Source organism: Solitalea lacus (assembly GCF_022014595.1).
GTDB classification, from domain to species: Bacteria; Bacteroidota; Bacteroidia; order Sphingobacteriales; family Sphingobacteriaceae; genus Solitalea; species Solitalea lacus.
In genome coordinates, this window is the sequence record NZ_CP091740.1 from 2167556 (window position 1) to 2189485 (window position 21930).

Annotated in this window: 19 protein-coding genes; 15 read left to right on the plus strand and 4 right to left on the minus strand. The window is 37.5% G+C overall.

The features are described from left to right. Positions 1 to 52: 52 nt before the first annotated feature. From L2B55_RS09160 to L2B55_RS09200, 9 genes are all read left to right on the plus strand, one after another. On the plus strand, positions 53 to 901 hold the full coding sequence (locus L2B55_RS09160) for an SDR family NAD(P)-dependent oxidoreductase (protein WP_237850235.1): 849 nt from the start codon (positions 53 to 55) through the stop codon (positions 899 to 901). 11 nt (positions 902 to 912) lie between these two features. Then, complete coding sequence (locus tag L2B55_RS09165; protein ID WP_237850236.1) at positions 913 to 2229, plus strand: alpha-L-fucosidase; 1317 nt, start codon at positions 913 to 915, stop codon at positions 2227 to 2229. Beyond that, positions 2229 to 3449: an enolase C-terminal domain-like protein gene (locus L2B55_RS09170; RefSeq protein ID WP_237850237.1), complete on the plus strand. Its 1221-nt coding sequence runs from the start codon at positions 2229 to 2231 to the stop codon at positions 3447 to 3449. The genes L2B55_RS09165 and L2B55_RS09170 overlap by 1 nt, the downstream gene beginning before the upstream one ends. Positions 3450 to 3459: 10 nt before the next feature. After that, entirely contained in the window at positions 3460 to 5115 is a 1656-nt protein-coding gene (locus tag L2B55_RS09175; protein WP_237850238.1) for a sodium:solute symporter, read from the plus strand. A gap of 24 nt (positions 5116 to 5139) precedes the next feature. Continuing rightward, entirely contained in the window at positions 5140 to 5562 is a 423-nt protein-coding gene (locus L2B55_RS09180; protein WP_237850239.1) for an L-rhamnose mutarotase, read from the plus strand. Between the two features lie 229 nt (positions 5563 to 5791). Continuing rightward, entirely contained in the window at positions 5792 to 7267 is a 1476-nt protein-coding gene (locus tag L2B55_RS09185; RefSeq protein WP_237850240.1) for a sulfatase-like hydrolase/transferase, read from the plus strand. 9 nt (positions 7268 to 7276) lie between these two features. Next, a complete protein-coding gene (locus tag L2B55_RS09190) occupies positions 7277 to 8644 on the plus strand; it encodes an alpha-L-fucosidase (protein WP_237850241.1) in 1368 nt (455 codons plus the stop codon). 56 nt (positions 8645 to 8700) lie between these two features. Then, on the plus strand, positions 8701 to 10257 hold the full coding sequence (locus L2B55_RS09195; protein ID WP_237850242.1) for a sulfatase family protein: 1557 nt from the start codon (positions 8701 to 8703) through the stop codon (positions 10255 to 10257). A gap of 103 nt (positions 10258 to 10360) precedes the next feature. Beyond that, a complete protein-coding gene (locus L2B55_RS09200) occupies positions 10361 to 11440 on the plus strand; it encodes an IS110 family RNA-guided transposase (protein ID WP_237845150.1) in 1080 nt (359 codons plus the stop codon). Between the two features lie 514 nt (positions 11441 to 11954). On the opposite strand, the gene L2B55_RS09205 is transcribed toward L2B55_RS09200, so the two are convergent. From L2B55_RS09205 to L2B55_RS09220, 4 genes are all read right to left on the minus strand, one after another. Continuing rightward, a complete protein-coding gene (locus tag L2B55_RS09205) occupies positions 11955 to 12902 on the minus strand; it encodes an AraC family transcriptional regulator (protein WP_237850243.1) in 948 nt (315 codons plus the stop codon). A gap of 413 nt (positions 12903 to 13315) precedes the next feature. Continuing rightward, positions 13316 to 14950, minus strand: coding sequence for a tetratricopeptide repeat protein (locus L2B55_RS09210; RefSeq protein WP_237850244.1), 1635 nt, complete (start codon positions 14948 to 14950; stop codon positions 13316 to 13318). Positions 14951 to 15064: 114 nt separating this feature from the next. Beyond that, complete coding sequence (locus tag L2B55_RS09215) at positions 15065 to 16687, minus strand: tetratricopeptide repeat protein (RefSeq protein ID WP_237850245.1); 1623 nt, start codon at positions 16685 to 16687, stop codon at positions 15065 to 15067. A 171-nt stretch (positions 16688 to 16858) separates the two neighbouring features. Further along, positions 16859 to 17725, minus strand: a complete 867-nt coding sequence (locus tag L2B55_RS09220) for a hypothetical protein (protein WP_237850246.1) — start codon at positions 17723 to 17725, stop codon at positions 16859 to 16861. A 125-nt stretch (positions 17726 to 17850) separates the two neighbouring features. Between L2B55_RS09220 and L2B55_RS09225 the strand changes: the two genes are divergently transcribed. The 6 genes from L2B55_RS09225 (at position 17851) to L2B55_RS09250 (ending at position 21915) form a co-directional block, all read left to right on the plus strand. Next, the gene (locus L2B55_RS09225; protein WP_237850247.1) at positions 17851 to 18510 is read left to right on the plus strand and encodes a heme exporter protein CcmB; all 660 of its coding nucleotides are present in this window, start codon (positions 17851 to 17853) and stop codon (positions 18508 to 18510) included. Between the two features lie 108 nt (positions 18511 to 18618). Then, on the plus strand, positions 18619 to 19281 hold the full coding sequence (ccsA, locus tag L2B55_RS09230) for a cytochrome c biogenesis protein CcsA (RefSeq protein WP_237850280.1): 663 nt from the start codon (positions 18619 to 18621) through the stop codon (positions 19279 to 19281). 44 nt (positions 19282 to 19325) lie between these two features. Next, positions 19326 to 19550 (plus strand): CcmD family protein, encoded by a 225-nt coding sequence (locus L2B55_RS09235; protein WP_237850248.1) that lies wholly within the window; start codon positions 19326 to 19328, stop codon positions 19548 to 19550. A 102-nt stretch (positions 19551 to 19652) separates the two neighbouring features. Then, entirely contained in the window at positions 19653 to 21089 is a 1437-nt protein-coding gene (locus tag L2B55_RS09240) for a Glu/Leu/Phe/Val family dehydrogenase (protein ID WP_237850249.1), read from the plus strand. Between the two features lie 53 nt (positions 21090 to 21142). Beyond that, a complete protein-coding gene (locus tag L2B55_RS09245) occupies positions 21143 to 21343 on the plus strand; it encodes a dodecin family protein (RefSeq protein ID WP_237850250.1) in 201 nt (66 codons plus the stop codon). A 155-nt stretch (positions 21344 to 21498) separates the two neighbouring features. After that, positions 21499 to 21915: a cytochrome c maturation protein CcmE domain-containing protein gene (locus L2B55_RS09250; RefSeq protein ID WP_237850251.1), complete on the plus strand. Its 417-nt coding sequence runs from the start codon at positions 21499 to 21501 to the stop codon at positions 21913 to 21915. The last annotated feature ends 15 nt before the right edge of the window (positions 21916 to 21930 follow it).

A 21930-nucleotide genomic window follows, 5' to 3' on the forward strand; every position in this document is an offset into this window, starting at 1 on the left:
ACATGTAATTGTAAAATCTATTAAAAATATAAAATAGTCTATTGAAGGGTTAATGCTTCAAGAATACTTTTACAACGAAGTAAAGCTAAACACAGGTAGAATGAAACAATTATGCAATAAGGTTATTTTTTTAACCGGTGGTTCAGAAGGTATAGGTTATGAATGTGCTAAAGCCTACGTTAAGGAAGGCGCCAAAGTAATAATTGCCGCGAACAATGAAGCCAAACTAAATAGAGCTATTGATCAACTTGGTTCTGATCAGCTTGGAGTTTATTGTGATGTTAGCAATGCTAATGATGTAGAGAATGCTATCAATAAAGGATTAGAGAAGTACGGTCGGATTGATGCTATTCATAACAATGCCGGAATTGCCCATCCATCTAAAACGCTTGAGCAGACCACAGATGAGGAATGGAATCTCCTTATGAATGTAAATCTGAAAAGTATTTTTCATACAGTAAAATATGGTTTTGAGGCATTGAAAGAGTCTGAAGGTTGCATTCTTAACACCAGCAGTATGGTTGGTGAAATAGGGCAGGAATTACACGCTGCCTATACGGCAACCAAGGGAGGTGTTAATGCATTAACTAAATCTCTGGCACTTGACTATGCAAAATATAATATCAGGGTAAATGCTGTAAGTCCGGCTGGTGTTTGGACGCCTATGCTGCACCAATGGAAAGAAGAACAACCCGACAGCGCCAATATAGTCAGGTATCTGAATGCCATCCATCCTTTGGGATATTGCCCGAGTGGAGACGTAATAGCTGATGCTTGTGTGTTTCTGCTTTCAGATAAAGCCCGTTTTATTACCGGTTGTATAATGCCTGTTAGCGGAGGTGCCGAATTGGGATACAGAAGCATTCTTTCTGTTTCGGAATCCAATACAGTTATCAAATAAAATTGACGTTTATGCTTAAGAAAATACTTCTACTTTCAACCTTCTTTTGTTTTTCGTTTGTTGTTATACATGCTCAGCCTAAGAGTGTAGCCAAAACTAGTAAAGAGGTCCTTGATGGGTTCATGGACTTGCGTTTTGGGCTGTTTATACACTGGGGTCCTGTTACCTTGCGTGGTACTGAAATTGGCTGGTCAAGAAATCATCAGGTAAAGCAAAATGACTATGATAGCTTGTATAAGGAATTTAACCCCGTTTTGTTTGATGCCGAAAGCTGGGTGAAAACAGCTAAATCCGCCGGAATGAAATACCTTACCATCACCGCCAAGCATCATGATGGATTTTGTTTATGGCCTACGGCATTTACCGACTATAACATCACCAATACACCTTACAAAAAAGATATTGTAGGGCTTTTGGCAAAAGCCTGCAAAAAATACGATGTAAAATTATGTATTTATTATACCGTATTGGATTGGTACTCTAAAGATTATCCATTACATAATGATGGAGCTAAGCAGCCGGATACCAATGCCAATATGCAACGCTTTACCCAGTACATGAAAAACCAGTTGAAAGAATTAATAACCAACTATCACCCATATATGCTTTGGTTTGATGGTAACTGGGAAGCTCCATGGACACAGGAAATGGGGGAGGATGTGTATGCTTTCATAAAACAGCAGGATCCCTTGGTAATTGTAAACAACAGATTAGGGAAAGGTGATCATAAAGTGCTTAGTTCTTCAACAGTTGGTGATTATGCTACTCCTGAGCAGCAAATAGGTGAAATGAATATGCAAGATCCTTGGGAATCGTGTATTACTATTTGTAAACAGTGGGCATGGAAACCTAATGATGAAATGAAATCTTTGAAACAATGCCTGCAAACACTTGCCAGCACTTCTGGGGGAAATGGGAATTTACTGTTTAATGTTGGTCCAATGCCTGATGGGAGAATAGAGGAAAGGCAGATTAAACGCTTGCAAGAAATCGGTGCCTGGTTGCATAAAAATGGAGAAGCAATATATGGTACAAAAGGAGGTCCTTTTGTTACTGATAGTGTTAAAGCGTTTACACGCAAAGGCAATAAAATATATGTGCATTTGTTTGAAAATAAACAGCAATTGCAGTTTAAAAATCTACCTGGCTACAAAATTAAAAGTGCATCTTTCTTGAATGGTCATTCTGTTAATTTTCAACAAGATGATGAAAAAATTATTGTGACTTGGGTTGGACAAATGCCTGATAACAATTGTTCAGTGATTGTATTAGAGATGAATCAAAATGTAGAGAACATTCCTGTTGTTAATAATTCACCAAATAACTAATGATACAAGCCTTTACTATAAAAGATAAAAGATTTCAATTGAATGGGGGAGCCGGTAGCGATGCTATTCATCGGGATCCTGTTTATTCCTATGCGGTAACTGAACTGGCGGATCATACAGGTATTACAGGTACTGGGTTTGCATTTACGCTAGGAGAAGGAAATGATTTAGTATGTAAAGCAGCAGCTTTTTATGCCGAACAGTTAAAAGGTAAAGATATTGAAGAGCTAATGGCTACCTTCGGTCAGGTATTTAATCAGTTTTCAAATGAGCAGCAGTTCAGGTGGTTGGGTCCGCATAAGGGAATTGTGCATTTGGCTCTTGCATCGGTCACAAATGCCTGCTATGATTTGTGGGCTAAAATAAGAGGTGTGCCGCTTTGGAAGTTATTAATCGATCTTTCTCCTGAACAAATTATTAATACTCTTGATTTGTCCTATCTGGAAGATGTGTTAACAAGAGAACAGGCGCTGCTAATTATGAAAGGTGGTTTGGTTGGTAAGCAGGAACGTTCTGTTATATTGGAAAATGGGTATCCTGGTTACGATACATCAGTGGGATGGTTTAATTATGATGATGAACAGGTAAGAGCTAATTGCAAAAAAGCAATTGCTGCCGGTTTTACAGCCATGAAATTAAAAGTAGGATCAAGCGATCCGCAAAGAGATATTAGAAGGGCACATATTGTGCGTGAAGTAGCTGGTAATAATTGTAAAGTAATGCTGGATGCAAATCAGCAATGGACTTTACCGCAGGCAATGACTATTTGCAGAGAGCTGCTGTCAATGCAACCCTACTGGATTGAAGAACCAACCCATCCGGACGATGTGCTGGCTCACAAAACATTGGCTGATGCAATTGCTCCCACTAAACTGGCTTTGGGTGAACACGTGCCCAACCGTATCATATTCAAAAATTACTTGCAAACAGGTTGTTCAGGTTTTATGCAGGCTGATGCAGTTCGCTTAGGTGGAGTAAGTGAGTTTATTACAGTAAGCCTTTTGTGTAAAAAGTTTGGTGTTCCAGTTGTCCCCCATGTGGGCGATATGGGTCAATTACATCAGCACTTAGTATTATTCAACCATATTGCGATGGGCCATGAAGCTTTATTTTTAGAGCATATTCCGCATTTGCAACAACACTTTATTCATCCGGCAAAAATTGTAAACGGTACATATCAGACCCCACAAGAACCTGGAAGTAGTTGTGACTTAAAATAGTAATAAGGTTATGATTGGAAATATCGATATTATTATAAGTGTATTGTACATTGTTGGTATTGTTACCATCGGATTGTGGGCTGGATTTAAAAAAGAACCGCACCTGTCTGCCAATGGGGCCTCCAATGAGTATTTCCTTGCAGGAAAAACACTTAAATGGCCAATGATTGGTTTGGCCTTATTTGCCACCAATATTTCTTGTCTTCACTTGGTAAGTCTTGCTCAATCAGGTTTTGATTCGGGCTTGCTCAATGGAAACTTTGAATGGATGGCTGCTTTTACGCTTATCGTACTGGCACTGTTCTTTGTGCCCTTTTACCTTCGCTCAAACGTAGCAACCCTGCCTGATTTCTTAGAAAAACGGTACAACCGTGCTTGTCGTGACTGGTTGGCTATCGTGTCAGTTATTTCAGCCGTTATCATTCATATTGCTTTTTCCTTCTTAGCGGGCGGTATTGTGCTTAAAACCTTATTTGGGGTAAACATGTACCTAAGCGTTATGATTATTGCTATGCTTACCGGAGTTTACACTATTATTGGTGGTTTGCGGGCAGTGGTGGTAACTGAATCAATTCAAACTGTTGTATTGCTTGCAGGAGCTGTTATTATAACTGTTTTATGCTACAATAAAGTGGGTGGTTGGGTTGAATTAACAGAGACCTTAAGGCATTCAGGAAATGCCGATAAGTTATCCATGCTTCGCCCTGCAGACGATGCCAGCGGTATGCCATGGTATGCCATATTTTTAGGTTATCCTGTTTTGGGTATTTGGTATTGGTGTGCCGATCAAACTATTGTCCAGCGAGTTTTAGGAGCCAAGGATGAAAATCATGCCAGAGTTGGTGCATTATTCTGTGGATTTATAAAGGTGCTTCCGGTTTTTATTTTTGTTTTACCAGGATTAATGGCTTTTGTATTGGCTCAAAAAGGAGTTTTTAATATCAGTAGTGTTCAAATGATTGATGCTACTGGTAAAGTTGTTACTGACTCCAAGGGGATCTACACCTTAATGATTACCCAATTAGTGCCTACCGGTTTAGTTGGTGTTTTGGTAGCAGCTTTGCTATCCGGACTAATGAGCCAAATATCGGGCGCTCTTAATTCTATCGCTACTTTAGTTAGCTATGATTTGTATAAGCGTTTCAAGCAGGAAGCTACCGATAAGCAATTGGTGAAAACAGGACGGGTTTCAGCTGCAATAGCATTGCTAGTTTCCTTTGCCTTACTTCCTTTGCTAAATCGCTATGAGAGTTTGTTTAACGGTATTAATGATGTAATTGCCCACATTGCCCCGCCAATTACTACCGTATTCTTATTGGGTGTTTTTTGGAAAAAGGCTTCGGCCAAATCTGCTCAATATACATTATGGATTGGGTCTGCAATAGGAGCTGCAGTGTTTTTCATTAATAAAATAGAACCTAATACGGCATTAGCTAAGGTTCCATTTATGATGATGGCCTTTTACCTGTTTTGTATTTGTACCCTTTTACAAATAGGCTTATCTTACGTTTATCCGGTTCAGCATACTGCAGAAAGCAGTAAGCTTTATTGGAAATCACCTCTGGAACCACTAAAAGGAATGGGTTGGAAGGGTATTGGAAACTATAAACTTCAGTCGTGTTTGCTTTTGGCTGTTATGGTTGTATTATACTGGGTGTTTCGTTAAATATAAAATATAAGGCTGTTCATCATGCGTCGCTTAGTTTATTTTGTTTCAATTGTTTTGGTATTCGTTGTCTGGAAATTTAATTCAGCATGGATGCCAATCCCTAAAACTGTCAGATACGGGATGGTAACAGGGGTTAAGCCCGAAAAGTTGGCTCAGTATAAAGAGTTGCACGCGCATCCATGGCCAAAGGTTATTGAGAAAATTAAAGAATGCAATATTGAAAACTATTCGATCTATCTACAAAAAATAGAAAACAAATATTACCTGTTCTCTTATTTTGAATATACGGGTGATGATTTTGATGCAGATATGAAGAAAATGGCAGCCGATACCACTACACAACGTTGGTGGCGAGAAACGGATCCTTGTCAGCAGCCATTGCCTGAAGCTATGGCTAACAAACAGATATGGCATAGGGTGGAAGAAGTATTTCACTCAAATTAGTGCATGAAGAAAGAAAGCTGTCAAATTTGGCAGCATTTTTCTTGTTTAATCCTTTGGTAGCTAGACAATCGAGTTAAATTGATTTTAAATTCATTGAATAAACCATTATTTAAATGAAATTGTCTATCATTAGGAAAATTAAACTGGTTTATTTTTATCGAATTGATTGTTTTGTTGTGTTTTTATTGTAAAAAATATAAAATAGCCTCAAGAATCAAAACTGAATCACATGAAAAAGATCATTAAATGGGTGGGGCCTTTGTTCACCATATTGGGGGTTATATTTTTAACTTCTTTTACAAATCTGAGAAAGCCGAAATCAGAAACTCCTAATGTGATTCTGATTTTAATGGATGATTTAGGTTATGGTGACCTGGAGTGTTATGGAGGTTTTCCATATCACACTCCGAATCTAAATAAACTGGCCGCAGGCGGAATGCGCTTTACTAATTTTTATGTAGCGCAAGCAACTTGCAGTGCCTCTCGTTCTGCTTTTTTAACCGGCTGTTATCCTAACCGCATTGGTATTAGCGGAGCGTTGAGCCCCAACTCTGAAACAGCCTTAAATCCGGAAGAGGAGACCATTGCAAAACTGTTAAGAGACAAGGGCTACAAAACCGGCATGTTCGGGAAATGGCATTTAGGTCAAAAGGCCCCATATCTACCAGTGCATTATGGGTTTGACGAGTTTACAGGCTTGCCGTATTCGCATGATTACTGGCCGGTTAATTATGATGGTAAACCCTTAGATGCTTCAACCGATAGGGGAAAATGGCCTGTCCTTCGTTTGTTGGAAGGTGATAATCCTGTGAAGGAAATTCGAACATTAGATGATGCTGCCGAATTGACTACCTTTTACACAAATAAGGCTGTAGATTTTATAAAACGAAATAAGAAAAATCCATTTTTTCTTTATCTGGCTCATCCAATGCCGCATGTGCCCTTGGCTGTTTCTGTTAAATTTAAAGGAAAAAGCAATGCAGGCTTGTTTGGAGATGTGATGGAAGAAATTGATTGGTCGGTAGGGGAGATCATGAAGACATTGGAAGCTAATGGACTAACCAAAAATACAATGGTAATTTTTACCAGTGATAATGGTCCTTGGCTGACTTACGGTAACCACGCAGGTAATACTGGTGGTTTTCGTGAAGGAAAAGGCACAGCCTGGGAAGGAGGAGTGAGGGTGCCGTTTATTGTCCACTGGCCCAATCAGATTGCTTCAGGAACCATTTGTAATAATATGGCGGCTAGCATGGATATTTTACCAACGTTGATGCGTGTTTGTGGTGCAACTCTGCCTAGGAAAAAAATCGACGGAGTTGATGTTTTTTCCTTATTTAAACAAGTTTCCAATGCAAATCCACGTGACGAATTTGCTTACTACTATGACCGTTGCAGTTTAAAGGGAATTCGTAAGGGGCAATGGGTATTGACCTTTCCATGTGTGTCTCAAACCTATAAAAAAGCAACTGCCATTGGAAATGATGGCTGGCCGGGAAAGTATGCTTCTGATTCAGTAAAACTTGCATTGTATGATTTACGCACCGATCCGGGAGAAACTATGGATGTTAAAGAAAAATACCCGGAGATAGTAAAGCAGCTTTCAGAAATTGCTGAAAAGTATAGAAAAGAGATTGGGGATGATCTTACCAAACAGAAGGGATTAGAGGTAAGACCTGCTGCCAAAGTAAATTTAAATAGATAACTATTTCAGATGAGGTTTGATAGATTTTTAATTTCACTCGTTGCTTCAGTATTAACAATCCAAGCCTATTGCCAAGTAGCTATTCCCAAACCAACACATTTACAGGTGAATTGGCAAAAAAGGGAAACAACAGCTTTTATTCATTTTACCGTAAATACCTTTACTGATAGTGAATGGGGAAATGGTTCTGAAAGTCCGCAAATCTTCAATCCTGAAAAATTGGATGCAAGGCAATGGGTTAAGGCTTTGAAAGATGCCGGATTTAGAATGGTCATTCTAACGGCCAAGCACCATGATGGTTTTTGTTTATGGCCTTCAAAATATACGGAACATTCAGTAAAGAATAGTCCCTGGAAAAATGGTCAAGGGGATGTGGTAAGAGAGGTGACAGATGCATGCAGGGAATTTAAGGTGGATTTTGGCTTCTACCTTTCTCCATGGGATAGACATGAGAGGACATATGGTACTCCTGTGTACAATGAATTTTATAAAAATCAGCTTAAAGAATTATTGACTAATTATGGGGAGATAGCCGAGGTATGGTTTGATGGGGCAAAGGGTAAAAACGAAAAGGACATGCAATATGATTTTGACGGTTATTGGAAAATGGTCAAAGAACTGCAGCCTAAAGCCGTTATTTTTTCCGATGCAGGGCCTGATGTAAGATGGGTTGGTAATGAAAAAGGCAATGCCGGAGAAATATGTTGGTCATCTATTTCAACTGATGGCATGATGCCTGGTGTAGCAGACTCTAAATACCTAAATACAGGCGATGAGAATGGCAAAAAATGGATTCCTGCAGAAACAGATGTTAGCATTAGACCGGGATGGTTTTGGCATGCCAAGGAAAATGATAAAGTTCGAAGTGCTAAGAATCTTGTGAATCTTTATTATCAATCAGTAGGGCGCAATAGTTTACTGTTGCTTAATATTCCACCCAATAACCAAGGTTTATTTGAAGAGTCGGATATTAAAGCTATCTCTGATTTTCGAACGATTTTAAATGAAACCTTTGCTGCAAACTACTTAAAAGGCTCTGTTTCAGCGAAACTTACTGACAATAAGTTAACCTCTTATGCAATTTTTAAGAAAAATGTGCCTGTGGAGTTTAGTTTGAAAAAGCAAATGACTTTTGATCGCATTATGCTCCAGGAGAACATTCATAACGGACAGAGTATAAAATCTGGATTTTTTGAATACTGGGATGGAAAGGAATGGCAATTAATCAGCTCTTTCAGTACAATAGGGTATAAACGTTTGCTTCGCTTTCCTCAGGTTACTGCAAGTAAAATTAGGCTAACAATAACTGATGCTAAAGTTGAAAATCAGCTTGAATTGGCGGAAGTTGGACTTTATAAGGCATCCTCAGGAGAATAGATGCTTAAGAAAATTCAATGCAAAGTATATTGATATCTAAATGCAATTAAACTAAAATGATTTTAAAATATTTTCGATCATTGATATTACTGGTCATCATTACATTACCGGTAATGGCACAAAAGCAAAAAAGCTCACGACCTAACATCATTTATATGATGAGTGATGATCATGGATATCAAGCCATCAGTGCTTACGGTCATGGTTTAAATCAAACTCCCAATATTGATAAGCTGGGTGAGCAGGGTATGTTATTTAACCGGGCTTATGTTACAAACTCAATTTGTGGTCCAAGTCGCGCGGTTATGTTAACGGGTAAGCATAGCCATGTTAATGGATTTATGGATAACCATAGCACATTTGATGGTAATCAGCAAACAGTTGCTAAGCTAATGCATGATGCAGGCTATCAGACAGCAGTGGTTGGTAAATGGCACTTGATTTCTGATCCACAAGGCTTTGATTACTGGAATATCGTGCCTGCCCAGGGAGATTATTATAATCCTGACTTTATTGAAAATGGTGTTCACAAGCGGATACCGGGCTATGTAACCAATGTTACTACAGATATAGCTATTAACTGGCTCGAGAAGAGAGATAAGAATAAGCCTTTTTTCCTGATCTATCAGCAAAAAGCTCCTCATCGCAATTGGATGCCAGAGGAAAAGTACTACCATTTGTTTGATAGCGTTCAGTTCAAAATACCTGATAATTACTTTGACAATTATGCAACTCGAACAAAGGCGGCAAGGGAGCAAGAAATGGAAATTGCAACAGATATGCATTATGCGTACGATCTGAAGCTTGCCTTTGATTTACCAAAAGAAAAACAGACGGGCTTGGGTGCTAATTGGCAAGGCATTTATAACAGGCTTACTGTCGAAGAAAAGAAAAAATGGGAAGCTGCTTACGGTCCGTCAATTGAGGCTTTCAATAAAGCAAATCTTACAGGCAAAGAACTAGCTATTTGGAAATATCAGCGGTATATGAGGGATTATTTGCGTTGTGTGCAAAGTGTAGATGACAATGTAGGTAGGTTGATGGATTATCTGAATGCTAATGGTTTAGATGAGAATACGATTGTTATTTATACGTCGGATCAAGGTTTTTACCTTGGTGAGCATGGTTGGTTTGACAAACGTTTTATGTATGAAGAGTCCTTTAGGACGCCCCTGATAGTTAAATGGCCAGGTGTTACCAATAAAAAGCTGGCCACAAACACCATGGTGCAGAATCTTGACTTTGCAGAAACTATTTTAGACATGGCGGGACTTCCAATCCCATCAGATATGCAAGGAAAAAGCTTTGTGCCTTTGCTTAAGGGAACTCAAAAAGGAAATTTGCACGACGCTTTATACTATCATTTCTATGAAAATAAAGAGCACAAGGTTGCTAAGCATATAGGGGCACGAACTGATCGTTTTAAATTGATTTACTTTTATGAAAACAATGAATGGGAGTTGTATGATTTGAAGAACGATAAGAGTGAGATGAATAATGTATATAACGATCCTTCCTATAAAAAGGTTCAATTGATGATGAAAAACACGTTGGTTGATTTAATGAAGCAGTACAATGATCAAGTACCAGCTTTAACTACTGATAAGAAATAATATTCCATGAAGCTCTGAAGGCCGTATGTTTGTAAAGGAATAAGTTCCAGGAAGTTATGTAAATTTAAGAAAGAACCCCTAAAATTTTATAACACTGGAACTTATGCAACCACAAGTTAATCAATTAGATTTTAGCGGTCAAAACATTTATGTTGGTTTTGACGTGCACTTAAAAAGCTGGCAGGTTACCGTTATGACTGAACTGCTCACCCATAAAACCTTTTCGCAGCCACCTAAACCCGAAGTATTACACCAGTATCTCCGGCAGAATTTCCCCGGCGGCACCTATCATTCCGCCTACGAAGCAGGCTTCTGCGGCTACTGGATCCATAACCGCTTGGAGGCTCTGGGCATTCACTCCATCGTGGTCAATCCTGCCGATATTCCCACCACCGATAAAGAAAAAGTGCAAAAAGAGGATTCCAGGGATAGCCGTAAAATCGCACACTCATTAAGAAGTGGCGCCTTAATCCCGATTTATGTTCCTTCCAGTAAAACCCTAGAGGACCGTTGTTTAGTTCGCACCCGGTCCATACTGACCAAGGACCTTGCCCGGTATAAAAACCGGGTAAAATCGTTCCTGTACTTTCATGGCATTGAACTACCTGCGCCCTTCACCAAAAAACAGTCCCACTGGTCGAAACCTTTTGTTGATTGGCTGGAAAGCATCGCTATGGCTGAGCAGAGTAGTAAAACGGCCCTGCAGGCCATGATTTTAGAAGCGAAACATTTGAGAGCCTCTGTATTGCAACTCACCCGGCATTTACTAGAGCTATCAAAAACAGGTACTTACCAGGAAGCCATCGCTTTACTGCGAAGTATCCCTGGCATCGGATTATTAACGGCCATGACCTTATTAACCGAGCTGGAGACGATTAACCGGTTTAAAAACACGGATCAACTCTGCAGTTTTATAGGACTCATCCCCTCGACGCATTCAAGTGGGGAAAAAGAACTAGCCGGTACTATCACCCGACGGGGGCATAGCGTGCTGCGCAGCGCCCTGATTGAAAGTGCATGGGTAGCCGCACGCCTGGATCCGGCACTGACTAAAAGTTTTCATGAGTATTGCCGGCGAATGGAACCGAATAAGGCCATCGTAAGAATAGCCCGGAAATTACTCAACAGAATCAGGTATGTATTAATAAACAAACAAGAATATGAGTGTGCAGTGGTTAAATAAAACTAAAACGCCATATAAAAACATCCTTTTAATCTGAGACTGATAACACGCTTCCTGCAGTGCTGGTCATTCTGTATCTGCTATCTGAAGGCTACAGCTCACTATCTATAAAAAATTAAACACGGCATTGCAGCCCGATTTACCGGTTCTGCTAATAGAAGGATGTTTTTATAGGCTTTTAGTTCATTGAAAAGACAGGTGTGTCTGAAGATTCAGGGCAAGAGAGTTTTCTTTAGCCATTTAGGACAATGAATACAGCAAAAAAGCCCCTGTCATTGTGGGGCTTCAAAGCTATATTCACCGTCATAAATCCTATTGCTGGTGAGTTGCTCTCCAGCAGCGCCCACTTCCTCTTCGGATTTATATCACAAAGGTAATCATTAAAAAAACTTCCAGATCTCTTGCTTTACAACATAGAAGGAGTGGTGATTATTATGGTTGATGGTAAAGATAAAGGGGCTTACGCCCCTTTTCTTTTGCTAACGCAACGACACAAACAATTATTAAGATTAAATTAAATTGCAGTAGCTAGTTCTTCAGTTCTGCCTGAAAAGGCCAAACTGTTTTTTAGATTAATTATCTTGTATTCCTGCGGAGATTTACCGGTTACCTTTTTGAAGATTCTTGAAAAGTAATAAGGATCGTCATATCCAATCTTCTCAGCCACCTCTTTTACAATTAGATTACCATTTGATAGCAATTGACAAGCATATCTGATTTTAATCCTGATAAAGTAATCTATAGGAGACAATCCCTCTTTCTGCTTAAACAAGGTTGCATAATGTGAAGGAGAGTAATTGAATTCTTTAGCTAACTCATCCACCGTAAGACGTTTATGAATATTAGCTTTCATAAATGAAATGGATTTCTCCAATTGATCCTCTCTCTTATGCTCTACTTGCAACTTAGATACTCTGCTAGGGAATAAGAAAAATGAAACGAAGCGATATAAACAAAGGTTGGCATATACTAAGTTCTCTTCGGTATACCCCTCCGATAAACTGGAATACATTTCATTCCACAATTCCAAAATTTGATTGTTGTATGGTAAAGCTGTTGGAGATTCAAATTGTTCCAACTTGAAGTTTCCATTCATTTCATTAAGCATACTACCGTTTAGATGTACCCAACAGATTGTCCAAGGGTTTTCTAAATCGGCCCAGTAGGAATGAAATTGATCTGGAGGTAACAGTATAAATTGGTTGTATTCTAATGTAAAACTGCCTTTAGGGGTTTCATAGTGACCTCTACCATCCAAACAATAGATTAAAATATAGTCTTCACAACCCTGTTCCCTTTTACGATAATGGAAATTTGCATTAGGGAAGTATCCTATATGCGTAATGTAAAGGGCATTTTTAAAAGGAACATTAACTATATGAGTATTTAATGCACCTGTAGGTATGTTGATTTGCTTTTCGCCAACAAAACCATCTTTCCTTCTATTTTCTTCCATATACATAATCAATTTCAATTGAGCTTTTGAGCTAAAAAAATGATTGGATCTCGAAGAGCTAAATACGTGGTTTATAATGGGTTTTAGGCAAAAAAGTACCACTACAAAACCACTACAAGGGGAATAATGTACCCTAAATAAACTACTACATTTTGTGTTTTAGTGGTTTTAACACATTGATTTTAAGTTTATTATTTGATTTTGGGCTTGGTTTTTTAATGAATTGTATACTTTCGTTGATTAGGTGTTTGGTCAATTTTGTATTAATGGATCTTTTATTGATCAGGATGGACTTTATGACTAATTGGAACACAAAAGAAGTCCTTCAACTCATAGCATGAGTGATTAAAAAGTTTAAGAATGGGACTTTTTCAGTGCTGGAGATGCTGCGGGTTTCTTCTTCCTCAAAAGGATCTTTTTTAGTTCAACTTTGCTAAAAAATTAACAAGATTTTGGTCGGTGCCTGTTAAATTTAATTTTTTGCGCAAACGTGTTCGGGCAATTTCAATTGTTTTAGTGCTTTGATGAGTTATCGCTGATATTTCCTTAGTTGTCATATTTAGCTTTAAAAAAGCACATAGTCTGCGTTCGCTTGGACTAAGGTTAGGGAACTTCTCATTGAGACTGATATAGAATTCTTCATGTACTTGCTGAAATCTATATTCAAACTCTTGTAAGAGCTCAGGTTGTAGATTGGACTGTAGATCCGTTACTATCCTTTGAACTGCCAATTGAGATTCACTGCCAACGTTTTGTTTAATCTCGAGTAATTTCTCAGAGATATTATCAATGAGTTCATTCTTTTGCATTAAGTGCAAAATGTTAGTAGCTAGCTCTTTATCTTTTATTTCGATATCTTTTTCTAAACTTTTCTTCTCAAGTACTAAATGCGCTTGTTCGAGTTTTGACCTGCGGGCCTTATTTCTTTGCAAAAAGTAGAGAAGGGCAATAATTATAAACGAAAGCACAAGGGTAACTGCCCCAAGCCAGTAGTAAAGGTCTTTTACACGTTGCTTGGCTTGAATTTCATTTTGTTTACGATCAAACTCAAATTGCATCTCCAGTTGCGCAATTTTACGTGTACGTTTTTCATTATACACACTATCTGTTGCAGTTTTGTACGATTCAAGTGCCTCAAAGGCTTCTTTAAATCTCCCTTGATCTTTATATAATTCATAAAGGTAGTTTGAAGCATTGCCAACAATTTGCATTGAGCCTATGTTCTTTGCCAAGCTAATGGCTTCTTTGAAATAACTTTCAGCAGCTTTTGGATCATTTATTTCATAATAAAATACTCCGAGCCTGAAGTTAGATGTAATAATACCAATTTTATTGTTGGTCTTTTTTCTAAGCTCCATTGCGTCAAGAAAATTATTGAGAGCTAACTCATTTTTACCTTGATGCTGGTAGATTTGACCCTGGTTATTTAAGATATTGGCAATATTTTCCTGATCATTTATCTGCTTACTTAGTCTTAGTGCTTCTTTCAGGTAAAAAATTGCCTTATCATACTCCTTCATTTCTTTATAAGTGCCACCAATGTTATTTAGCACACCTGCTTTTCGTTCAATGAATCGTTCTGTTTTAGGACTTAAATATTCAAGAGCTTTATTAAAATTTAAAATGGCAACTTTTAAATCACCTTGTATTAAATAGATATTTCCTAAAATGTTGTAGGCAGTAAAAAGAGTGCTTTCATCAGGAGTTTTTTGTGAGTTCTGAATAACACTATAGCATAATTGTAAAGTCCGTGGGTAATTTTCTAATTGAAAATAGACTGTAGCCAAACCCAGATTAGCTTTATTCAGTAAGGAATCTGATTTAATACGGGTCGCTAATCGAACGGATTCTTCTGAGTACTCTAGAGATAGGAGAGGATCGGTTCTTAGAGTTGCTTTTGAAAGCTGATAGGTGATTTTAAAGCGTTCTTCAGTATCATTAGTTTGATTTAATAACGCTTTTAAACTATCGATGTTTATTGATTGCCCATAGGAATTAAAATTCATTAATAGCATACATGCTATTGCAATGAATCTTAATCCTTTCGTTTCCATTGTGGAAAGTAAGGTTTTAAGTATTATAGTAAAATTCACAATATTGGGTTAGGGGCTGTAAACATACGAATCTTCATTCTTTTTACGTAGAGAGCATCTGGTGTCTAAGATTTGTTACACATCTAATTGCGTTAAGAAATCTACTAGATTTTGGTCAGAGCCGGTAAGATTCAATTTCTTGCGTAAACGAGTTCTGGCAATTTCAATTGACTTAGTACTTTGATGAGTAATGGTTGAAATCTCTTTTGTGGACATATTCAATTTTAGAAATGCACATAGTTTACGCTCACTTGGAGTTAAATCAGGGAATTTCTTATTTAACGTATTGAAAAATTCATCATGAACCTGGTGGAATCTCAATTCGAATTCTTGCAATAAGTCAGGTTGAAGATTGGCTTGAAGATCAGAAATGATTTTTTGCACCGAGGATTGTGCTTCTATCTCTATTTTCTGCTTAATGCCAATAAGTTTGGTAGAGATATCATCAATAAATTCTTTATTTTGAGTTATGTGCAATAGTTTGTTGGCGAGCTCTTTCTCCTTTAACTCAACATCTTTCTCAAGTTTTGATTTTTCCTGCGTTAAATTTTCTTGTTCAAGCCTTAATTTTCGCGTTCTGTTTTTCTGTAAATAAAATAACAATGTTACTATAACCAGGGAGAGACTAAGTGCAATTGACGCCAACCAATAATAGATGTTTCTTTCTTTTTGTTTGGTTAAAAAATCAGCTTGTTTGCGATCAAATTCAAACTGCATTTCCAATTGGGTTATTTTACGTATTCGTTCCTGGTTAAACAGTGTATCATTCACCTTTTTATTTAACTCAAGAGCAGTTAATGCATTTTTATAATCACCTTTTAGTTTATATAAATTAAAGAGTTTTGATGAAGCTACATCTACATTTTGCCAATACTTGGCTTCCTTTCCTAGTTCAATGGCTTCCTTTATGTAGGATTCAGCTTTATCGTAATTCTTGTTGGTCAAATAAAATTGGCCAATACTTAGGTAAGATTTACTAAGGCCCCATTTGTTATTGTTTTTCCTCCTTATGGCCAAGGCTTCCTCATATTGTTTGAGAGCTAATTCTGATTTCCCTTGGTTATTGTACAAATCAGCTTGATTGGTGAGAACGTTGGCAATAATTTCATGATCATTCATTTGTTTGGCCAAAGCAAGCGCTTTATTAAAGTATTGGGCTGATTTTTTATATTGCTTGGTTTCGTCATAAACAATTCCAATGTTGTTAAGCACATAAATCTTACGTTCAATTTGAAAATTGCTCATAGGTTTTTTACGGGCGTATTGATCAAGTGCTGCAAATAAATATTTCAGGGCATTATCCATGTCCTTTTGGTAATAATAGAGAATGGCGAGGTTATCATACGCTGCAAATAAAGTGTGAGAATCACCATTTTTTTGAGCTCCGTGAATGGCTTTAAAAAAAAGATTGAGAGCACTTGGATGGTTGCCTAAATGCAAATAAGCAGTACCCTGGTTAATATAAGCCTTATTTAGTAATGAATCTGAATGTAGCTTCTTTGCCAGGCGCTCAGATTCAAAAGCATACTTAAGGGCTAAAGTGGAATTACTTTTATAAAGCTCTTCAGAAAGTTGTAGTGTTATGGGGAGCTTCTCCTTAGTTGATTTTGTTCTGTTTAGGAGTTGAATTAGGCTGTCGGTGGTGGGATTTGATTGTGCATTAGCAAGCTGTGGTAATAAGAACGCAACTAAAAACAAATAAGTTTTTAGCCTATAATTAGATCTGTAGCCGTTAAAAGAAAAACTGTAAGCAATTAATCGAAAAATCACTGACAAACGTTATTTACTACATATAAACATACAAACCTTCTGCTGAATTTAGGTGGGTTTGACTGCTTTTTTTTGTCAAAAACATACAGCCTAAGAATGTCAATCCAAAGGATTTAATCGTTGAGGGGTTTGCATCATTATATTTTGAAATGAATCAAGCAGTAATTGCATTTCTTCTTGTAGTCGTTTTAAGCGCCAACTTTTAAAGGCATCTTTAGTTTGCTTTACTTTTTCCTTTTCCTGATCAATGTCGGTTATGGTTTCCTCACTGACTACTTTACCGTTTTGGCTTAAAGTTGATTTGATTTTGAAATCATAAAAACGATACTGGTAAGCCCGGTCTTTAACTTTAACCTCGGTTTTATAATCCATAGTGATTTGGCTTACACGGTTTTGGCTTAATTCATCTTTAAATTGATTGCGACCGTGCCCTCTGAAATATCCCTTCGTTGGATTAATACTATCCGGCTCAGATGATTTAAAGCTTGGATAACGATCACTCAGAAGTGTAAACCAGTTGCTAAACCATTCTTCTGCGTTTTTCTTTAACAAAGATTCTTTCATATCAGTAGAATCTACTCCTGAAATTTCAAACCAACCTTTTACTTGTTTGCTTTCTTTCCCCTGTCCTTTTTTTATTGAATCGACTTTTGATGGTTTTACCGTTGATTTTTTTGCTAAAGAATCAGCCGGTTTAATAGTTCCCTTAATAGCTTTTTTCTTCTTTAATGAGTCGGCTGGTTTTGCTGTCTTTTTGGATACAGCTTTTTTTATAGAATCAGTAGCAAACGGTTGTTTACCAGTGGAATCGACTAATACAACTTTAGCCACACTGCTTTTTTTTGCCGTATCGATCTTTTTAACAGTTTGTTTAACAGGAGATTTAGGTGTTGTTTTTACCGGAGCTTTTTGGGCGATTAAAGCTAAAGGGAAGATAAGTATGATAATAAAAAACAGATTTCTCATTCCTGATGCAGATTCAAAATAATCTGCAAATTAAAATAAATTCTTTGATTCTGCATTTTGTTTACCCAATAAGGTATAGAGATAACCCTAAAAACAATATTTTTGTTGCTGATTAAAACTTGTACATGACTTTATTTTCACAAGTTCAAACATTGCTGCTGAAAGAATTAGTGCTGGAGTGGCGCTCGAAGTATGCAATTAACGGAATATTTCTTTATATAGCCGCCACTGTTTTTATCTGTTACCAATCATTTAAAAAAGTTGATCCGATAACCTGGAATGCCTTGTTTTGGATAATTATGCTATTTGCCGCCATTAATGCAGTTGCAAAAAGCTTTATGAACGAAAGCAAGGGGCGGCAATTGTACTATTACACTTTGGTTAGCCCACAGGCAATTATAATCTCAAAGATTATTTACAACTTTTTGTTAATGATCGTTTTATCATCCATAGCACTGTTTTTTTACAATGTAGTGTTTGATAATCCGGTAGGAGATTTTCCATTGTACTTGTTGAGTGTACTTATTGGCAGTTTAAGTTTTGCTACTTCATTCACTATGATTTCTGCAATTGCCTCCAAGGCTGGTAATAATGCAACGTTAATGGCAGTATTGAGCTTTCCAGTGGTGATCCCTGTGTTAATGGCTATTATAAAATTGTCAAAAAATGCAATGGACGGCCTTGATCGTTCCGTAAGTGTTGATGAAATTATTCTACTAATGGGTATCAATGTTATCATTACGGTTACTTCTTTACTGCTCTTTCCTTATCTTTGGCGAGAATAATAAGTTCAAGTAGATAGCTGATAGCTCATAGGCTTTACTTTTCTCCAATAAAGATTTATGTGCCATTTGTATAAAAGCTAATCGATTTTTAAATCATTCTAATCATATATTATGAAGAATTGGTGGAAACTACTTGCAGTAGTGTTAATTTTTTACTCATTAATTAGCGGTTTACTTATTAAAGTCCCGCAATTGGCCATTTTGCACGAAAGCATAAGGAATCTATATTTTCACGTGCCGATGTGGTTTACAATGATCATGTTGTTTTTGGCCTCGGTTGTTTACAGCATAAAATATTTACAGAGTGGTAAGGAGCATGACGATCTGAAAGCAGTTGAGTTTGTGAATACCGGAGTGCTTTTTGGTGTATTGGGTTTACTTACCGGATCGTTATGGGCAAAGTTTACTTGGGGTACGTGGTGGACTCCCGATCCTAAACTCAATTCGGCTTTAATTGCCATTTTAATTTATTTTGCTTACTTGGTACTCAGAGGTTCATTGGACGAGGAACAAAAGCGTGCCCGTATCGGAGCAGTTTATAATATCTTTGCTTTTCCGGTAATGATTGTACTTATCTTCGTATTGCCTCGTATGACCGATTCTTTGCATCCGGGCAATGGAGGCAATCCAGGGTTTAATAGATATGACCTGGACTCAAATATGCGCATTGTGTTTTATCCGGCTTGTTTAGGTTGGATTTTAGCAGGCTTTTGGATTGCGCAATTGCGTTTTAGAATCAGAACATTGCAAAATCATTTTTTATCAAAATAAACATTATTGCTACGCTCTTTTAACAGTTAAATAGTCGAAGGAAAATGAAAAAATACGTATTGAGCTTGGTTTTAATGTTGATTTCGTTCATCACTTTTGCTCAGGGTAATACCGGCATTGAAATGGCTGACGAATTACGCAGGTCAGGGAAGATTTATATCGTTGTTGGGGTTTTAGCAATCATCTTTATTGGTATTGTTGTTTACCTGTATACAATGGATAAAAAAATTACCAAGCTTGAAGAAGAGCAACGCCGCCTAAGTAAATAAAGTTTTTTTAGCAAATTATTAATAAAAATAGCCAAATGCTTCAGTTTCAGTTGCTGAAGTGTTTGGCTTTCTTTATTTTTAAGATTACCAATCATGTAATCTATGGCTAAGAAATCTATGAAATCGCCTTCCCATGAAATTAGTTTCTGGGATGATGTAGTTGCCTATTTCAATCACGCCGCTTCTTTCACCAACCATCCTAAGGATATTTTGGAAATGATAAGAAAATGCAGCAGTATTTATTCCTTTCAATTTCCAATCAGAAAAGGTGATGGCTTTGAACTGATTTCTGCGTGGCGGGTTGAACACTCCCACCATAAACTACCTACCAAAGGCGGTATTCGTTACAGCGATATGGTAAACGAAGATGAAGTAAAAGCCCTGGCCGCACTTATGACCTACAAATGTGCGATTGTAAATGTGCCGTTTGGGGGGGCAAAAGGCGGGGTGAAAATTAACCCTCGTAATTATACCGAAAGAGAACTGGAAAATATCACCCGTCGATATACAGCTGAGTTAATTAAAAAGAATTTTATTGGCCCGGGAACTGACGTTCCGGCTCCTGATTATGGCACAGGAGAACGAGAAATGTCATGGATAGTTGATACCTATCAAGCCTATCATCCAGGTCAGATTGATTCAAATGCTTGTGTTACGGGAAAACCTCTGGCGCAACATGGAATTGCCGGAAGGAGAGAAGCTACTGGGAAAGGAGTGTTTTTTGCGACTCGTGAATGCGTAAATGTTACCGAAGATATGAAAAAACTCAAGCTGCCAATTGGGCTTGCCGGTAAAAGGGTAATTGTACAGGGTCTAGGTAATGTAGGGTATTATACAGCAAAATTTATTCAGGAAGGTGGAGGGATTATAGTAGGATTGTGTGAATACGAAGGAGCTATTTATGACGCCAAAGGTTTAGACGTTGACGAAGTGGTTCGTCACCGAAAAGAAACCGGATCTATTTTGAATTATAAGAAGGCGAAAAACTTTAAGCACAGTGCCGAAGGATTGGAACAGGATTGTGATATTTTAATTCCGGCAGCCCTAGAAAATCAGATTAATGATGATAATATTAAAAATATAAAGGCTAAAATTATTGTTGAAGGTGCCAACGGCCCCTCAACACCAGATGCTGCTGCTGCTTTTATCAAAGGCGGAGGATTAATAGTTCCAGATATGTATGCAAACGCAGGCGGTGTGACCGTTTCCTATTTCGAATGGTTAAAAAACCTGTCACATGTGGCATTTGGGAGAATGAATAAACGATTTGAAGAAAATGCTGCCCGTAACATGGTTGATATGATTGAACGCATGACAGGCCAATCTATTACTGCTGATCAACGTAAGGTGATTGTTAAAGGAGCTTCGGAATTAGAGCTTGTGAATTCGGGTTTGGAGGAAACAATGGTACGTGCTTATCATGAAATAAGGGAAATAAAACAAAGCGATAAGAAAATAAATGATTTACGGGTAGCGGCCTTTGTTTGTGCAATCGATAAAGTAGCAATTTCATATAAAAATCTGGGTATTTTCCCATAATGCTATTTGCTTGTTAATCAACCTAATATCTAACCAATTTAAATTTTATACTTATGGGAATTGTTAAAGTTATAGAGGTAATTGCCTCTTCTGAAACCAGTATTGAAGATGCAATCAAAAATGCAGTGACCGAAGCATCTAAAACCATTAGAAATATTGATTCAGTTTATGTAAAAGATGTTAAAGCGCATGTTAAAGACGGACGAGTAACCACCTTCGGTGTCATTTGTCAGCTTGCGTTTAGGCTTGAATAACTCTTGTTTTAACTGAATGATTTTAAACCGGAGGAATGTGCTCTCCGGTTTTTTATTGACTTTAAGTGTAACAAATCAAACAATATCCCTAAAACATCACCTTAAAAAGGTAAAAAAACGTATCTTTGCAGAACTTTTTAACCCATTGATTATTAATGAAAAAGACGCACATTGTAGGTATTGTTATCATTGCCGTTGCCATAGCAATCATTGTATCAACTTATGGTAATTCGAGTACATACGCCACTTTTGCTGAAGCAAAAGAATCGGCAAAAGAAATGCATGTTGTTAGTCATTTAGTAAAAAGTAAGCCGCAACACTATGATCCGATTAAGGATGCAAACTATTTTTCATTTTATGCTACTGACAACAAAGGTGGCGAATGTAAAATAGTGTTCTTCGGTACCAAACCTCAGGATTTTGAAAAATCAGAGCAAATTGTTCTTACCGGTGAAATGGTGGGCAATGAGTTTCATGCTTCAAAAATATTAATGAAATGTCCTTCAAAATATACTGAACAAGGTGGTGACATGAAGGAATTTTCTTCTGTTAAAAAGGCTACCGCTTTATAGTGGTAAATACAATCG

Excerpts from the sequence above, each read along its gene's own strand:
- L2B55_RS09165 (WP_237850236.1), top strand. The coding sequence starts at position 913 with ATGCTTAAGAAAATACTTCTACTTTCAACCTTCTTTTGTTTTTCGTTT.
- L2B55_RS09180 (WP_237850239.1), top strand. The coding sequence starts at position 5,140 with ATGCGTCGCTTAGTTTATTTTGTTTCAATTGTTTTGGTATTCGTTGTC.
- L2B55_RS09235 (WP_237850248.1), top strand. The coding sequence starts at position 19,326 with ATGAAAAAATACGTATTGAGCTTGGTTTTAATGTTGATTTCGTTCATC.
- L2B55_RS09220 (WP_237850246.1), bottom strand. The coding sequence starts at position 17,725 with ATGAGAAATCTGTTTTTTATTATCATACTTATCTTCCCTTTAGCTTTA.
- L2B55_RS09160 (WP_237850235.1), top strand. The coding sequence starts at position 53 with ATGCTTCAAGAATACTTTTACAACGAAGTAAAGCTAAACACAGGTAGA.
- L2B55_RS09240 (WP_237850249.1), top strand. The coding sequence starts at position 19,653 with ATGGCTAAGAAATCTATGAAATCGCCTTCCCATGAAATTAGTTTCTGG.
- L2B55_RS09200 (WP_237845150.1), top strand. The coding sequence starts at position 10,361 with ATGCAACCACAAGTTAATCAATTAGATTTTAGCGGTCAAAACATTTAT.
- L2B55_RS09190 (WP_237850241.1), top strand. The coding sequence starts at position 7,277 with ATGAGGTTTGATAGATTTTTAATTTCACTCGTTGCTTCAGTATTAACA.
- L2B55_RS09205 (WP_237850243.1), bottom strand. The coding sequence starts at position 12,902 with ATGTATATGGAAGAAAATAGAAGGAAAGATGGTTTTGTTGGCGAAAAG.
- L2B55_RS09245 (WP_237850250.1), top strand. The coding sequence starts at position 21,143 with ATGGGAATTGTTAAAGTTATAGAGGTAATTGCCTCTTCTGAAACCAGT.
- L2B55_RS09250 (WP_237850251.1), top strand. The coding sequence starts at position 21,499 with ATGAAAAAGACGCACATTGTAGGTATTGTTATCATTGCCGTTGCCATA.
- L2B55_RS09195 (WP_237850242.1), top strand. The coding sequence starts at position 8,701 with ATGATTTTAAAATATTTTCGATCATTGATATTACTGGTCATCATTACA.
- L2B55_RS09175 (WP_237850238.1), top strand. The coding sequence starts at position 3,460 with ATGATTGGAAATATCGATATTATTATAAGTGTATTGTACATTGTTGGT.
- L2B55_RS09210 (WP_237850244.1), bottom strand. The coding sequence starts at position 14,950 with ATGGAAACGAAAGGATTAAGATTCATTGCAATAGCATGTATGCTATTA.
- L2B55_RS09185 (WP_237850240.1), top strand. The coding sequence starts at position 5,792 with ATGAAAAAGATCATTAAATGGGTGGGGCCTTTGTTCACCATATTGGGG.
- L2B55_RS09225 (WP_237850247.1), top strand. The coding sequence starts at position 17,851 with ATGACTTTATTTTCACAAGTTCAAACATTGCTGCTGAAAGAATTAGTG.
- L2B55_RS09170 (WP_237850237.1), top strand. The coding sequence starts at position 2,229 with ATGATACAAGCCTTTACTATAAAAGATAAAAGATTTCAATTGAATGGG.